The following is a 16373-nucleotide window of genomic DNA, read 5'->3' as shown; positions in this document are numbered from 1 at the left end:
CATAAGTAAGAAAGCCTACAGAAAACACTAGTAACTTGATTAACTTTATCTGTTACTACTTTAAATTTTAAAATAAATATTAATTAATGGATGAAATATGAAATTGAATAAAGTTTTTTTATCTTTAGCTTTAACTTCAGGTATTATGGCTTTTGGTGCAGCTGCAGTGGAACCAGAAACAGCTACAGCTCCAAAAGAGCAAGGATCAGGTAGTGTGACTTTTACAGGTTCAATTATTGATTCACCATGCTCTATCGCACCAGAAAGTTCTAACCAAACCGTTGATCTTGGTCAAATTTCAAGTGTGTTACTTTCAAATGCAGGAAATTCAACTCCCCGTAATTTTACCATTGGATTAGAAAAATGTGATACTACAACGAAAAAAAATGTAACTATCACATTTGATGGCTCTAAAGATGCAATAAACAACAAGCTTTTAGGTGTAACTGGTAGTGCTAAAGGCGCAGGCGTTGTTGTTACGGACGGTAGCGGTACACAAATTACATTAGGTACGCCGTCAGCAGCACGCAGCTTATTAAATGGGGATAATAAATTAGTATTTTCTGCATACTTACAAGGTAGTTCAGCAACAGGGGAAGTTACCCCAGGCGAATTTAGCAGTGTAGCAAACTTTACACTTGCATACCCATAATTTTCTCTTTGTATAACTAATACATTATTAAATAAATTATAACAACTGCCCATATGAACTAATTAATTCATCTAATTCTTCATTATGGGCAGTATATAGTTATATTTAATTTTATTTATTTTATCGCCTCATTATTAATTATAAAAAACAAAACCAGTTTGTATTACATACAGTCACTGAAATTATAAAAACATTTATGACTTTATCGAAATTAATAACTTAACGGAATTAGCTATGATTAATAGGGAAAAAACTAAATATAAAGCAGTAGTTATCATTCCACTGTTGACCATGAGCTATTGTTTTAATTCAGAAGCGATAGAATTTAATACTGATGTGCTTGATTCAGTTGATAGAAGTAATATAGATTTATCTAGATTTAAAGATTCTGATTATGTAATGCCTGGTGATTACCTGCTAAATATTTTCCTGAATAATCAAAAAATTGAAAATGAAGAACAATCAATTTCATTCTATGCAAATGAGATAGACCCTAAAAAAACAGATATTTGTTTTCCTGTCCAGTTAGTCAATAAACTTGGTTTGACTCAAAATACCCTAGAAGAAGTTAAAACTTGGCACCAACAACAGTGTGCTGATTTCAGCTCTTTAAAAGGTTTAAATATTAAGGCAAATGTTGCAGATGGAACACTATATTTAACCATGCCAAATTTCTATTTAGAATATCGCGACACTAACTGGTTACCACAATCTCAATGGGATGATGGAATAAATGGTTTACTGGTAGACTATAATCTAAATATGGATTTGAACCGCCTTGATAACAATGGGTCCACAAGAAATTTAAGTGTTAGTGGTACTGTAGGTGCAAATATAAGTAAATGGAGAATGCGTGCAGACTACCAAGGTAACCATACTAAAGCTTCGTCATCGAATCATACAATAAATAAATTTGATTGGTCTAGATGGTATGCATTTAGACCAATACCCAATATTCACGCTGTTGCTACCTTAGGTGAGAATTTTTTTCAATCAAATATATTCGACTCATTTAGATATACTGGTGCTAGCTTAGTTACTGATGAAAGAATGCTTCCACCCAATTTAAGGGGTTATGCTCCTGAAGTTAGGGGTATTGCAAAAACTAATGCCACAGTTACCATAACTCAACACGATCGAGTAATACATGAAACAACCGTCGCATCAGGTCCCTTCCAAATTCGCGATCTGACTAGTGCTGTAAGTGGAAAATTAAAGGTTAAAGTTCAAGAACAAGATGGAACAGAACAAATATTTTATATTGATACTGCTAATGTTCCTTACCTGACGAGACCAGGATCTTTACGTTACAAAATAGCCGTAGGACGACCTTCAACGTTTCAGCATAAAATACAAGGAGATTTCTTTGCTAGCAATGAAATCTCTTGGGGTGTTGCGAATAGCTGGTCTCTTTACGGCGGGGGAATTATGACTGATGGGTTCAATTCTTTATCCGTTGGTATAGGTAGAGATTTATTTCTATTGGGAGCTTTATCTGCCGATGTTACACAATCACACGCACAAATTCCGGGCTCCAATACTAAATCAGGTAAATCTTACCGGCTAAGTTATTCCAAAAGATTTGATGATTACGATAGCGAAGTAACTTTTGCTGGCTACAGATTTTCTGAGCGTAATTATGTAACGATGAATCAATTTTTAAATTTACGTTATCATAATAATGATATAAAACAAAATAAAGAAATGTATACCGTAACAATCAATAAAAACTTCTCAGATGCAAGATTAAGTTTATACTCTACGTATTCACATCAAAGCTACTGGGATAAACCAGAAGAAAATAACTATAGTTTGTCACTAAGCCGATATTTTGATTTTTTAAATCAAAAAAATCTATCCATTAATATTTCTGCGGTAAGAAGTCAAAGAAATCAGCGTACAGATGATAGTATTTCGGTGGGTATTAGCCTGCCTTTAGGAAATGGTCAAAGCCTTGGCTATAACGGTCAAAGCTCTAGTAACTATATTAATCAATCTGTCAATTTCACAGATAATATAGACATAAATAATAACTATAGAATGTCTATTGGTGAGTCACATAAATCAACACAAGAAATAAATACTATGATTAATGGCTATTATAGCCATCGTAATGATATAGCTGATGTTAGCGTCAATGCGTCATATGCTCAACAGCAATATAGCTCCGTGGGAGCTTCAATTCAAGGAGGCCTGACAGCCACAATGAATGGTGCTGCTTTTCATCCTTCAGGTATTAATGGTGGTACAAGATTAATGCTGAGTACAGAAGGTGTTGAAAACATCCCAATTAATAATGGAATAATACATAGTAATTATTTCGGAATTGCTGTGCTCACAAATATCAATAGCTATTATCGCACAGATACCAGTATTGATGTAAATCAAATAGCTGATGACATAGATGTTAATAGTAGTATTGTTGAATCTGCTCTCACAGACGGTGCTATCGGTTACCGTAAATTCAGTATACTTCGGGGGAATAAAGGTTTTGTCATTGTTAGATTAAAACAAGGCAACTATCCTCCTTTTGGAGCTAGCATTCAAAATGAGAAAGGCAGAGAGCTTGGGATCGTTGGTGATAATGGATTAGCTTATATAGCAGGTTTTAATATTGGTGAAACCTTGCATGTTAAATGGAATGGAACACCACAGTGTCAGATTGAAATTCCACAAAAAATCGAACTTAATCAAGATTTGTTACTTCCTTGTGATTTTAAAAGAATTAAATAATTATATTTAGGAGATGAAATGAAAAAGACGTCCATTTATGCATTTTTTATACTTACATTATTAAATTCAGAGTATAGTAGTGCTGCAATAGCATTAGACCGAACACGCGCCATATATGAAGAAGGAACAAAAGCAATAAGTTTAAAAATAAGCAATGAAAGTAATCAGTTGCCATATTTAGCTCAAGCATGGATTGAAGATGAAAACTTCAATAAAGTAACAAAACCATTATTAATTACTCCGCCTATTCAACGTATTGAACCGGGAAGTAAAAGTATGATTCGCATATCTTCATTACCAGAAGTAAAGGATTTACCACAAGATAGAGAAACTCTTTTTTACTTTAACCTTAGAGAAATACCACCTCGTAGTGATAAGCCTAATATTATTCAGATTGCACTTCAAACAAAAATTAAATTATTCTATCGGCCTAGCTCAATAATGACAAACTCAGGCAAACCTTGGCAAAATAAACTTATTTTAACTAAAGAAAAAAATGGCTATACTATTGAAAACCCAACTGGTTATTATATTACCATAACTGACATACAATCCTACAACAATAAAAAAAGTGATAACCAATTTTCTCCTATTACAGTTTCACCAATGAGTAGCACAAAATTAACAACGACTGTTTATGATAATTTCACACTTACATATATCAATGACTATGGTGGTCGTCCAACATTAGATTTTCAGTGTTTAAACCATAAATGCCAAGTTAAATAAATTTGAGAAATTTATGCCAAATAAATATTTATTAATATCATTAATTTTTTTCATTCTACATCATTATCTTCAATTCTTGGTTATGGAACTGATATGCAGTTTAAGGGCCGTCTATTTGAGCCTGGATGTGAATTCAACAACAAGGTAGATATGGATATTGATTTTGGTATGATTGGATTCAAAAAAGTTGATGGAAAAAAATACGCAAAAAAAATTAATATTCCAATGAAATGTAAAGGTAGTTTAAATAAAAACCTATACATTCAAATTCAAGGAAATGCTGTTAGCGGCAACAACAATGTAATATCAACAAGTAAAGAAAATTTAGGAATTATATTTAACGATAACATTGGTAACCCAATTACACTTAATAAATTTTTAGCGGCTAAAAGTGACAGTATATATGAGTTTACTATTACACCAATAATGTTAGATATGACAAAACCACTTGATGTTGGTTATTTTTCAGCCACGGCAACTTTGGTTTCAACTTATTTTTAATAAGGGACTCTATGTATTATATTTATATCATATTTTTTCTGTACTCAGCTTTTATTTCAAACGCATTTTCTAGAAATGGTGATTTATATATGCATGGGGAAATTGTCTCTGAACCATGTGTATTAAATTTAAACTCTAGAAACCAAACCATAGAAATTGGAAATGTAATTAAAAAAACCTTGTATCTCCACACCCGGACGATTGGATATCCATTTACAATACAATTAGAAGAGTGTGATACTTCATTGGGTAATGATGTGGAAATTAGCTTTATTGGTGATGGAGATTTAATACTTCCTGAGTTATTGGCAATCAATGGTACGGCAAAAGGGATAGCAATAGGTATAGAAACTATTGATGGTGAGCATATAAAAATAAACAAAAGTATTTTAAGAAAGAAAATCACTAATGGGCAAAATACTATAACAATTAATGCATACATACAAGCATATACCGATGCAATTGAAAATAATCAAATTATAGATGGTGATTTTAATGCCAATCTTAATTTATTAATCAACTATCCTTAGGTTGTAATGATATGATATATTCAATAAAAAAAATATTAACCGTAACTAAAACAATATTTATTCTAACTCTACTTAACTTTCTTTTTTTACAAAACTCTATTGCTGCTGATATCGAAAATACTTGCTGGGATTATAAAGAGTCAAATATATTTAATGTAACTCTTAGTGGTAGCTCCTTTACTAATAGCAAAGCTAATTCATCTGTTTTATATAATTATAGGTCTCCTCAAGGTCCTTATCCTATAGTTTGTCGTTTTAAACCTGAAAGTTCAGGTTCAGGTAGTTATATGTATCCAATGGTATATTATAATACAAGAAGTTCACTACCTAAATCCGAATACGGCAATGGTTTTTTAAAACTAAGTGACGATTTGGATATAAAAATTCAAACAACAGGTTTTAATGGAGCCACAATACCTCATACGCCTACCAGTGGTAGTGGTCGTGATGTAGGTTCATTAAGGGAAGGTTTGAATTTTCTTAATGGTTCCTATGGTGTAGAACAGTTAATTACCTTACGATTAAGAAAAGATCAGTTGAACGGTTTTGTCAATGTTCCCCCTGGAATTGAATTATTCTCTGTTTATGATTCAATTTATATTTTTAGCAGCTTAAATAACTCTACTTCAGCAAAATTTTACACAACCGGGCAAACAATTTTATTACCAATTATATGCCAGATTAATAACAACCAAGATATTAACATTGACTTTGGTGATATTGATAATACAAGGATAACTCAAACTGGTGATAGCTATATCAAGACTATCCCACTATTGTATTCTTGCAATACGTCGATAAGCCAAGATATAAAGGTTACTATTATCGCTAACCCTGCTAGTTTTTCTTCTGATTTGGTTTCTACCTCTCTCCGGGATGATATAGGGATCATGATAAAATACAATGGCCTTATTGTGAAGCCGAACACATCATTTAATACTGTGTTGACTAATGGCACGGGGCAAGATGTACTCGAAGTTGTTCCTGTAATAAACGATCCAAACAAATCAATAACTGGGGAATTTACAGCATCAGCAACACTTGTAATGACTATACTGTAGAATATGTACTGCTCTATTTAACGATGGTTGATAGAGCAAAATTCATCTAACTCATGCTGAATAGTAAAATCTCGCGATTTATATCATTACCATCAATTTTCTGTATTTTTTCTTATCGCATATAAACTCCAAATACCTTAAACTTAATCATATTAAATTTAAGGGGACTCGAAGTGGCATTCACTATTACTTATCTTTTGTTTTTTTCTTTTTTATTACTCGTTCTTGCTTATTGGAGTTTTTCAGCGCTACTCCCTAAATCGCCGCCAATCAGCCTTAGCTGCCTTTTTGCTAGGACAATCATTGGTGCTGTTTTGGGAATAGCTGCTTTATATGTGATTATTGTTGTTGCCTCAATCTCTATTTAACCGATTATAATAAGGTTACTTTACCGAAAGTGTCGTTATTTCCAATAGCGCAGAATAGGAAAAAACCGGGTCTATAGGCATAAAGATAATAAATGTTAACCAACCTATGTTTACCATATCATAAGCAAAATTAATATACATAATATCTCCTTGTATTTGGCAACGGTATTTCACTGTATTAAAGTAATTAAAACAATAAGACAAACACTGAATTAATCATTTATATCTCGATTAATAGTCAATAATACGTAAAATTAAGGAGTGGGAAGTAGAAAATAATATTAACGACTGGATGCACTATAATGAAAAAAATTGATATTATATAAAGATGAAGTGCTCAAGCTATTGTAAAATATCGCACAATATTCTCTAATAGAAGAAAGTATACTAAATTTTATACGTTTTTAATCATTGATTCCTTACATGTGATAGAGCATCCCATATTAATATTTGTTCAGAATACAATTACGACAGTTTTAAGTTCATAGTTGATACAAATGTATTTGTATCTAAAATTAACAGTGAATGATTAGAATTATTTAGTCAACTAATTGATTTATATAAACAGCAATCAAAAAGTGGCACTGACTGCGCCACTTTAGCTTCAATAATTACTTATGAGATACGATACCAACCCATTAACATAATATAGGCGTTGGTTACTGTAATTACAGCAGCACTACCTTTATTACCTGTTGTTCCTGAGATTGTATGGGTATGGGCACCTATTGCGACGGTGTGGGTATGGGCGCCAGAAGAACCTGTTGTTTGTTCCTCTTGTACCCACGCAATTCTCCCTCCATTTGTAGCGTTAGGCATTGTTGTTAATCTTTTTACCCCTGTAAATGTATGAGTATGAGCTCCAGTACTATTTGTCGTTTTCGTCCCATAATCAAAACTACTGGTTGTTGCTGAGAAGCTATGATTATGTGCAGGTAATTGTGCTTCCGTTAACTTAATCGAATCACTACCACCACTACTTAACACGTTATTACCACTCGAATTGGCTAATCGAATCGTTTTATTTTCACCAATATATTGCCACTTCGTGCCAGGAAATAACGTATTTGGGTTTTTATTTTGAGCAAACCACACCACAATACCAACTGGGTAAATTGTATTAAGATTAACCGCATTTTGTAAGGCGTCAGTCACTGCTTTTTGACTCATGACCGCCGTTGTTGAACTGCCCGTTGCCTGAACAACACTGCTGATATTAAGCTTAGTATTTAGGCCGTTAGTTAAAGCACTATTCGTCGCATAATCCCCCGCAGGCTGATAACTTCCTTTGGGTTGATATCGCCCATCTGCTTCTGCTTTGGTGTAGCTTTCCCCCTTAAGTGCGTAGTTCCCAGCAGGGGCATAGTTACCTTTAGGTTGATAAAGAGTATCGGACTCCACTTTTGAATAGCTATAACCAGCAGGAAGATAATTACCTAATGGCTGGAAACGCTTGTCGGATTCGGTTTTATTATAAACATTGATATCGCTGGCAGTTAAATCTGCTTTTAATTCATGCCATGCTGCTCCAGCAGCTGGTTCATTGCTATTATTCTCAACTTTCGACTGCCATGCCTTATTTTTATGATAAACAATGGCGCGGATCGGGTATGGTTTAGCTTCTGCTGCCCATTTAGGTAGCCCCAAACTTTGCAGCTCACCAATCGCCTCCGTAATATCGTGAAACATACCGTTCATCTTTTCACGTTCAATATCTTTCGCCGCAGGGTCCGTTATTTGGTCGCGCTCATAATCATAACTATAGCCCTGCGTGTAAGATACTGCGCCATCCGCTTGTACATCATCAGGAATAGAAGTTCTGTCCCCTTGTGTTGCAAAGGGGATTTTAAATATTTTTGTCATGGATTTTATGCTCCGAAATTACTACTGAGGAAGTTTTTACGATGTTGGCCGTGACCGAACGATTTCTTCGTCACGATACGATATTTAACCCCAACCCCAGATGGGCGAGGCATTAGGTCAAAATTTTCAAGAAGCACCCGTAAACGTTCGTCAGGATTGAAACTAAACACATAATACAGATAACTCATATCCAGCGGGTCTAGCACGAACACTTTGCTATCTGCTTGCCAGAAAAACTGTTTAAGGAACTGATTTATATTGGTAACCGTTGGGCTTTGCGTCAGGTTAAAATAACGCATACGCACAACCAGACGCTTTTGCTCAACTGTCAGGGATAAGGTGTAATCGGTATTACGCCGAAAATTAGCGTTAAAATTGGCTTTCTTTTTGCCAAAACCAAAACCAATTTTCGTTATATCACTAGGAAAAACATCAATCCCCAGTGGTACATCAAGAATACGTGCCCAAATATTTAAACCTAACTCATTAGCGGTATCAATATTGAACACATCACGATACCAACCACTCCAAAACTGCGTTGTCGCACGTTCAAAGTAATTCGCTTTATATTGTGCTAATACCTTAAGATTTTCAGCATCTTCATACTGCCAAAGAATGGCGCGCAATAAATCTGAATGGAAATCAAACGATTGGATTTTCGTCATACCATCACCACTTGTACTGCACTGCGTTTGATTCTTGCCACCTCATTCATATTTATTTTATAGTTATTCGATGACCAAGCTTTGCCATCAGTTGAAAGCTCAACATGCGTAATAAATAAGCGAGGCTCAACCGCATTAATACCCGCTGATATTTCAAATGGCGAAACATCTCGCCCAACCACTAAAGCCCCCTCACCATCGATATCCCCATTAGCCCATGACTCAACCGCAGCTGGGATAATGGTTTGTGCATCAACGGTAGCTTTTTTTACTGTCACACGACAAAACAACACAATCTCTTTCGCCCGATCAAACTTAACGGGATAAGTTTGGCCGCTGATTGTGTCTAAAACATTAACTTCTTCATTGCCATTAAAAGATGCTCCGAGCGTTTTTGTACGTAATAGCGAACGAGCAATCGCATCTTTATCTCCCCCTTCAACACACACATAAATACTATGAGGCACTAGGGTGATCCCCTCAAAAACCATCGGCTGACTGGTATGATTTTCTCTATAAGCAAGGGAACGCACACCTTCTAGTTCATATAATGCAGAGGTAATCGCTTCACCCACGCTGACCGTGTTCTTAGCTAATGTCTGCTTACGCCGCCGCCTTGCCTGTAAGTCTGATTCCGCATTTCTCCCCAGTATTGCATTACTCGGGTTATAAACGGTTTCCCAACCTAATACGGAGCTAGCCACTTTATTCAGTTGCCCAATCCCACACTCAATCGCCCCCGTTTTAATGGCGCGCATATCCCCTGTAATAGTGCCATCCTTACCAATAATCAGAGTGTTGGTGGTTTCAAATAAATCACCACTCAGCGTTGCTGCTTGCGACCCTTTAGGGATCAAGGTGTCGGCAGTACCGGTGAATTTAACCTGTGTCAAAAATGAATGGGTCGCATCAAAACGCTGACCGCCCATTAACGCCCATATTGCATCGAGAAATATACCGCCGGCTAAATCAGGGTTAATTTGATTGGCTAGCTCGGCATTATTTCGTGCGATTGCATCCCGATTCTCAACTTCCATGGTGATAAGTGCACCTTGCGGCGTTTCAGGTGACACATCGAGTTGTTGACCAAAGAGGTTTTTAAATTCATTTTCGACCTCATCACGTAAAGTGCTGGTATCAGGCACAATGACACCTTGTGATGTAATATATTGATAATCAGCCATTAAGTGTTATCTCCCCATAAATAGTTTGGATCACCGCGGTATAATTCAGTGTGTTATCCGCCATCACTGCCGAAAATGACACCACGGAGGTCACATCATCCAGTTCCCCCATTCGGCTGCGAAAAGCAGACTCAAACAAAGGCATGTCCACTTGCCGCCCAAAGGTTGTTTTCCAATACGGGAGCCCCGAATTTAGCTTATGTAACATTTCACCGCGTATCGCTTTGGCGTAATGCTCGCAACGGTTTTGCGTTGCTTTTTCAGCGTTTGCTATCGCTAAGTTGCCACTACTGCCAATATAAATATCGTTATTGTCGTTAACATCGAAGGTCATCATATTGGGGCTCCTGTGTTGCTATTACCGCTTTGAATACCACTATGTTTATGCGTTGAGCCAATATCCTTACCATTATGTTTCATCGTGCCACCGTTTGAGTCGCTGTTTCCATTCACCGCCTGGTTACCATTGATCGTGACATTACCGTTAAAGGTGGTTTCAGGCACATTAACCTCAAAAATGGGTGAATCTAATACAGCTTTTCCTTCATGTAATGACAAACATACTGAGCCATCCATAGACTGAATGACTAGCGCATCGGTATTTTTTCCATCAATCAGCCAGCCTTTAAGTGTGTCCGGATAAAACATAGCATCACTAAAAGTATGTAAGCGCGCTGTATTCGGTTCATCTTCTAAACCGCCCCGTTGAAAGACTAAGCTGATATCGCGGTCATTGGCTTTGAGCCAACCAAAATCCCCTGCTTTAATGGGCATTCGGATAAAAAAACCTCCTCCTCCAAAGCGGAAAACCGGGATGTTCGCTACCGAAGCACGCCCAATTTTTTTCCCCTCGGTAGAAACCATCATCACTAACGGTTTGATAACAGCTCGATTGGTTTTATCGTTATAACTCACCACTGTAGCCGGTAGCATGTCATCAATATTCATCAATAAGTTACGAAACGCAGCCATAAACTGCCCTGCCAAGCTGCCTTCGCTAGCAATATCATTATTTGGTTGGTTCATGGTTTATACTCTTTTGCAGATCGCTTGATAAAAGAAAGGGTCGTCATGGGAAGCAATATCGAACTTGAGTTGCTCAATAATATAATCACCGTTTAAAGCAGGGTTAAACTGACTTTCAAGGCGTAACATTCCCCCCAATGTGGAGCCACTATCAATCAAATAAGTGACATCGACGCCTTTTTCATTAGCTTTAGGAATACCTACCATGCCTGTTTTTTGATTGAGAATACGCAGACGGCCGTTTAATGCTTTATCCCTATCTTTCACATAGAGAGTGTCATCATCAATAAACGCTTTAACATTCGCGGCATCTTGTAACCGCTCCACTTGCTTTAACGCGGAGCCACAAAAATACCAATTAGCAATATTCTTATCGGTAGCCTGGAAATCCAATTTAACGCCACAATCTTGGGCGATATTCTTGGCTAGTTCACTCATTTTGCTCATGGCACCGGCCGATGAAGACACGATATCCCGTGCGTTACCATTGTTAGTTTTCGCTTTTAAGGTGAGAGTTACCTCTGGCGGAGAGGCAATTTCTGCGCTGACGATATCCCCGACATAAATGCGAAATACTCCCGTACTAACGCGCCCTGCTTCTAAAATTAATCGGTGTGGTTTTTTCGCTTTAGCATATGGGCTGGTTTCCGTAAGTAACATATTGCGCGTATCCGCATTCAATCCGTCAATATTCACCGTACATTCATTTTGTAACGAATTAGCATACTTGGTGCCATTAGCACGAATACGCAGCCCTTCATACCACTGTAGTCGCTCATTGACTTCAATGCCGATACGAATACGGCGTAAATCAATCATCGTCATTCCCCCACCACACCAGATAGTGAGATTTTCCAAACTGTTCCCACCACGGGTATTCATCATTATCAGTAATAAACACAAAATTGCCGCCAGCAGATAGATAGCGATAAGGGATCAAAGGTTGATTAGGTATAGCTCGAATGCCTCGCAATAAAACGACATCATTGCGTTTAATATCACAACAGATTGTATTTCGTGCCACCTTGAAAGTGAGTTCCCATTCCTCTCCGCTAAGGCTAATGCGTACGCGTTGATTCGGTACAGTATTTAATGGAATTTCTTGCATTATCCTCCCCCTAGTTTTAAATCACCGTCGACCATTTTTGCCGCTGTCGATTTTTTCTTTTGGTCAGATACTGTGACCGTTTGAACTTTCCCTCGATTTACTGTGCTAGATTGCTCTTTTTTAGTCACTTTTCGTGGCGGTAAATCCCCATACTCAGGCTCAACCGTTCGCCACTCAGTAAAACGTAAAGTGAGCTTAATTGCGTCTGCCATATCTGGAATTTCAGTGTGATTGAAATTGACTAACAGCATGGGTTGATAAGTTTTAACGCGAGTCTGAACCCCCACTAATTGATGTTTATCATAAGCTTGCTGCATGATTTCAAAGGTGCTTTTCATCTCGCCAGTCAGTATGAGATCCATGCTAATCTCAACGGGTTGCTCCACAATATGGTCACTGCGCGTTTCTCCTGATTCAACCGCAAACTGTGTTGCTTTATGTCCATCGCTCACATTAATTTGCATTGGATTAACCGTTTCAAATAATGCCGTGAAATTATCTGTATTGAATATTTTAACTTCGGTGATCATTTGCCTAGCCCCGAATTCATTTGATGACCAAGGTCTTGGCAATGAGAGGCAATAGCATCCTTGCTATCTCTCGCCATACCTTGAGCATCTGTAGCTTGTGTTTCCACTTTAATCTCACCAATTGAGATGTTAGTTTCATTGGTCGAGTTGGATGTGTTATTTATAGCCTGACTGGTCATTGAGTTTAGTGGATTAGATGAAATGCTACTTATGTAGTGATTTGCCCCTTGCAGCAGTTTCATCGCATCCTCTTCCGATAACTGAGGCGATTCTGGCAGTCGGTGTTCAATCGTACCGTCCGCTGACATTTTACGTTCAACCGTTTGGGTGACTTCGGCATCATCAAAACCAAACCAACCTTTAACTGTGCTCCAACCTTTTTTAATGGCATCAAGACCGTCATTGATCCAGCCAAGGTACTGCTTAATTTGAGCCCAAAGCCATTTAAAAATCCCGACAACGGCATCAGAAGCAGTATCAAACACATCTTCAAACGCCTTACCCCAGACTGAAAGCCCATCAATAAATTCATTAAGCCATGTCCACAGTTGTTTAACACCACCAATAATCAAATTAAAGGCAGTAACAGCCGCATCGGAAACTGCGCTAGAGACAGCAATAATAAAGTCAAAACACGCTTTAAAGGCTTCCCATAACGCCATAATCACCGTTTTTAAGGCAGGGTATTTATCCAATATGCGACCTATCATGGAATCATTACCATCAATAAAATTCATGATATCGTCATAAATCAGTGCGAAGGCAGCGGCAAGGAGCACGACAACTGCGCTAATCGCTAAGATAGGCCACATAGCGGCTAATGTTGATATTCCTGCGGCAGATGCTGCGGTACCAATGGCAATAAAAAACCCCGTAACAAAACCTTGATTGTCACGGCAAAAATCTACAAAAGCTTCTCCCCAAGCAAGCACTTGGGTAAGTGCAGGTAAAGCCGCATTCATAATGCTGACCATCACACTATTAAATACCGTTTTTAACCCGCCAGTCACTTGCTTGTATTTTTGCGCTTGTAATACTAATTCCTTAGTTACGACGCCATTTTCTTTTTGCTTTTTGGTTAATGCTTCGAGTTCAGTCCGCCCTTTTAAGATGGATTCAATGATTTTATTATCGGTAATACCGACTTCTTTAATGCGCAATATGGCTTCTTTTTTGCTCAGTCCTTGTACGGCATCTGATAAACGATACACCCCTTCCATCGCATCAATAGAATCACCTTGCATATCTTTTAAGCTGATTTTTAAACTGTTAAATACCTCAGCTTTGCCCGACGACGTATCTTGTAAGGCTACACGGATACTGTTAGACATATCCATCAAGGTATCGCGGGCCCCTTGTGCATCTCCTCCCATCGACGTGACTACCTTGCCAAAAGCATCAACCACTTCAACGGGCAAATTTAATGCATCTGCTGATTGCGATAATAAATTAATGTCTTCAGCAGCCGACTGAATAAAGGAGGCAATATGACTAATGGTTAATCCCCCCCCAAACACATTGGCTATTTTGCCTAAAAACCCAGATAGTGAGTGGGCTGCTTTATCATAATGGTTCGCCACACCATCGGCTGATTTAGCAAGCTGATCATTGTTATTAGCAAGATTTTTCGCTTCGTTTGCCGCCTTACTCGTCACCATGACCTGATCAGCCAATGAACCTTCCGTGCGTTGAATATTAGATTCCAACGCTTGTATGCCGGTGACCAATTTCTTGTTGTTTTCAATAGAAAGCACATTTGATTGATGAAGTGATTTGGCATATTCAAGATAGTTTTTCATTTCATCCAAATAGGCCACCATTTCTTTTTTAGGCGCATCAAGGTGGAGCTCTACTTTTGCACTCTGCGCCCCCACTTGCAGTGACAAAGTTACTTGGGAAAGAAAATCGGTTAACGAAGCGATCCCGCCTTTTGCATTTTCGCTGACTCGTTTCATATCGGCGATAATGTCATCCGTAGAACGCCGGATTTTTTCAAAGGCACTATCCGCTTGCTTTGTATCAAACTCAAAGACTTGAACAAACGTATCCATTAACGACATAAATCACCTTTTTTAGACATAAAAAAACCGCCTGAGAGGCGGTTTAAATTGTTATATATGGCAATTATTCCTTCAATTGTGTGAGCAGTTGTTCTAAATACTCTGCCTTCACTAAAACTGACGTAATCTTGCCACTTTCAATCATCGAATTAGAAACATCTGATAATCTGAGTTTAATCTCTTTGGCTTCAATTTTAACTCTGCCTATTGAGATCGGTGAATTTTTAGACTCTATACCGGTCATATATACACCGATTGCTGCAATGTTCGGAATGGGTTGTTTCCCTTTTTCCAAAACCAGCGTCATCGCAAGATTTAATTCGCCAGGAGAAGTTTTCTTTGCACTTGCTAATCTCTTTGCTGCATCATCGTCTAAAACAATACCTGCATAAGTAATTTTATTAGAGAAAACATAAATTTCAGTATCTACTGTTTTTGCTTCCCCAACAAAACTACCAATACCAACTGGCACAGAAAAACTAGCATAAGAATTAAACTTCTGCTTATAACATTCTTTAAATTCAACGGTTTTAAATATAGTGGGAAGCTTTTCCTTTATCTGGATTAAGCTCTTAGACTCTTTTCTCGAATCCTCAAAGTCATTACATGAAGGAACCTCTACATTAATATTTCCCTGCACTATTTTGTGATCTAAGGAAAGAAGATCGTCCGTATTAACTTTAGCCACCACATCCACTTTACAACCAGAAAGTAATACGATAGCCGCTAATACTGCAATAGACTTTTTCATATATTCACCAATAAGTTAATGACATATTAAGTAAAGCACACTATGGAGAACTTTAAAGTCATATCACTCATTTCTGTGATGTTGCTAAAGCTTCGTTATAACGATTCGTGATAGCAATTTCCCACAGATCCAGTGCTTCTTCTAAATCTACTGAGTTTTTGAGTTCGGTGAAGGTGGCGAGTCGCTCGCTGATGATGACGGCAAAGAAGCCATCAGCGTTTTTATAATCGACGGGAGTGAACCACTTACCTTGCTGAGTAGGTAATGGAGGAAACCTTGACTCCCGTCGTTGCCGAAAAAACTGGTGTTATATTTCAGCATTTCCAACTCTAGGCGGATCAACGACTCACCATCAGGTATATGGTTATCAATCAATGTTTGGGTTTTAAGCAGAATTTCCTCATCATCGATAACTACACACACATAAGCCATCATTTTTAACATGGCTTCTTTGCTGACCTCATAGTCACCAATTTTAGGGGCATTAGATAATGGGTATTTGGCTAGGATTTCACGACCAACCGTAGCAGGTAACCGACTAATCACAAAAATTTTTTCAACGCCATCAACATCTTTGATGGCCACTTCTTTAGGCTTTATTAACATGATAAA

At 37.6% G+C, this 16373-nt stretch carries 18 protein-coding genes; 7 read left to right on the top strand and 11 right to left on the bottom strand.

All coding sequences use genetic code 11. The features are described from left to right. The first annotated feature begins 97 nt into the window (after positions 1 to 97). The 7 genes from ABE954_RS07600 (at position 98) to ABE954_RS07570 (ending at position 6574) form a co-directional block, all read left to right on the top strand. Positions 98 to 652, top strand: a complete 555-nt coding sequence (locus tag ABE954_RS07600; protein WP_166687099.1) for a fimbrial protein — start codon at positions 98 to 100, stop codon at positions 650 to 652. A gap of 234 nt (positions 653 to 886) precedes the next feature. Next, positions 887 to 3385, top strand: coding sequence for a fimbria/pilus outer membrane usher protein (locus ABE954_RS07595; protein WP_371025817.1), 2499 nt, complete (start codon positions 887 to 889; stop codon positions 3383 to 3385). 18 nt (positions 3386 to 3403) lie between these two features. Continuing rightward, positions 3404 to 4114 (top strand): fimbria/pilus periplasmic chaperone, encoded by a 711-nt coding sequence (locus tag ABE954_RS07590; RefSeq protein WP_371025816.1) that lies wholly within the window; start codon positions 3404 to 3406, stop codon positions 4112 to 4114. A gap of 93 nt (positions 4115 to 4207) precedes the next feature. Further along, a complete protein-coding gene (locus tag ABE954_RS07585; RefSeq protein ID WP_304558380.1) occupies positions 4208 to 4615 on the top strand; it encodes a fimbrial protein in 408 nt (135 codons plus the stop codon). An 11-nt stretch (positions 4616 to 4626) separates the two neighbouring features. After that, complete coding sequence (locus tag ABE954_RS07580; protein WP_166687095.1) at positions 4627 to 5145, top strand: fimbrial protein; 519 nt, start codon at positions 4627 to 4629, stop codon at positions 5143 to 5145. Between the two features lie 11 nt (positions 5146 to 5156). After that, a complete protein-coding gene (locus tag ABE954_RS07575; RefSeq protein WP_371025815.1) occupies positions 5157 to 6206 on the top strand; it encodes a fimbrial protein in 1050 nt (349 codons plus the stop codon). 173 nt (positions 6207 to 6379) lie between these two features. Further along, positions 6380 to 6574 carry a hypothetical protein gene (locus ABE954_RS07570; protein WP_166687093.1) on the top strand — a complete coding sequence of 65 codons (195 nt, stop codon included), beginning with the start codon at positions 6380 to 6382 and terminating at the stop codon, positions 6572 to 6574. A 615-nt stretch (positions 6575 to 7189) separates the two neighbouring features. Here ABE954_RS07570 and ABE954_RS07565 read toward each other — a convergent pair. From ABE954_RS07565 to ABE954_RS07515, 11 genes are all read right to left on the bottom strand, one after another. Then, positions 7190 to 8437: a phage tail protein gene (locus ABE954_RS07565; RefSeq protein ID WP_166696617.1), complete on the bottom strand. Its 1248-nt coding sequence runs from the start codon at positions 8435 to 8437 to the stop codon at positions 7190 to 7192. Between the two features lie 5 nt (positions 8438 to 8442). Continuing rightward, a complete protein-coding gene (locus ABE954_RS07560; RefSeq protein ID WP_166687091.1) occupies positions 8443 to 9102 on the bottom strand; it encodes a DUF2612 domain-containing protein in 660 nt (219 codons plus the stop codon). Continuing rightward, positions 9099 to 10286, bottom strand: coding sequence for a baseplate J/gp47 family protein (locus tag ABE954_RS07555; RefSeq protein ID WP_166687090.1), 1188 nt, complete (start codon positions 10284 to 10286; stop codon positions 9099 to 9101). The genes ABE954_RS07560 and ABE954_RS07555 overlap by 4 nt, the downstream gene beginning before the upstream one ends. Then, complete coding sequence (locus ABE954_RS07550) at positions 10279 to 10623, bottom strand: hypothetical protein (RefSeq protein ID WP_166687089.1); 345 nt, start codon at positions 10621 to 10623, stop codon at positions 10279 to 10281. Before ABE954_RS07550 ends, ABE954_RS07555 begins: the two co-directional genes overlap by 8 nt. Further along, positions 10620 to 11312, bottom strand: coding sequence for a Gp138 family membrane-puncturing spike protein (locus ABE954_RS07545; RefSeq protein ID WP_071548255.1), 693 nt, complete (start codon positions 11310 to 11312; stop codon positions 10620 to 10622). Before ABE954_RS07545 ends, ABE954_RS07550 begins: the two co-directional genes overlap by 4 nt. Positions 11313 to 11315: 3 nt before the next feature. Further along, entirely contained in the window at positions 11316 to 12131 is an 816-nt protein-coding gene (locus ABE954_RS07540; RefSeq protein ID WP_166697058.1) for a hypothetical protein, read from the bottom strand. Continuing rightward, positions 12124 to 12420, bottom strand: a complete 297-nt coding sequence (locus ABE954_RS07535) for a hypothetical protein (protein WP_071548257.1) — start codon at positions 12418 to 12420, stop codon at positions 12124 to 12126. Before ABE954_RS07535 ends, ABE954_RS07540 begins: the two co-directional genes overlap by 8 nt. Then, on the bottom strand, positions 12420 to 12950 hold the full coding sequence (locus tag ABE954_RS07530; protein WP_071548258.1) for a phage baseplate protein: 531 nt from the start codon (positions 12948 to 12950) through the stop codon (positions 12420 to 12422). The genes ABE954_RS07535 and ABE954_RS07530 overlap by 1 nt, the downstream gene beginning before the upstream one ends. Then, positions 12947 to 15010 (bottom strand): hypothetical protein, encoded by a 2064-nt coding sequence (locus ABE954_RS07525; RefSeq protein ID WP_217008496.1) that lies wholly within the window; start codon positions 15008 to 15010, stop codon positions 12947 to 12949. Before ABE954_RS07525 ends, ABE954_RS07530 begins: the two co-directional genes overlap by 4 nt. 64 nt (positions 15011 to 15074) lie before the next feature. Continuing rightward, a complete protein-coding gene (locus tag ABE954_RS07520; protein ID WP_071548260.1) occupies positions 15075 to 15761 on the bottom strand; it encodes a hypothetical protein in 687 nt (228 codons plus the stop codon). A 147-nt stretch (positions 15762 to 15908) separates the two neighbouring features. Next, positions 15909 to 16367 carry a hypothetical protein gene (locus ABE954_RS07515; protein ID WP_071548261.1) on the bottom strand — a complete coding sequence of 153 codons (459 nt, stop codon included), beginning with the start codon at positions 16365 to 16367 and terminating at the stop codon, positions 15909 to 15911. Positions 16368 to 16373: the final 6 nt, after the last annotated feature.

It is taken from the genome of Providencia sp. TYF-12 (assembly GCF_041344805.1).
In the GTDB taxonomy this organism is placed as follows: Bacteria; Pseudomonadota; Gammaproteobacteria; order Enterobacterales; family Enterobacteriaceae; genus Providencia; species Providencia huashanensis.
The sequence above is the reverse complement of the archived record's forward strand: the minus strand, read 5'-3'. Positions and strand labels throughout refer to the sequence as shown.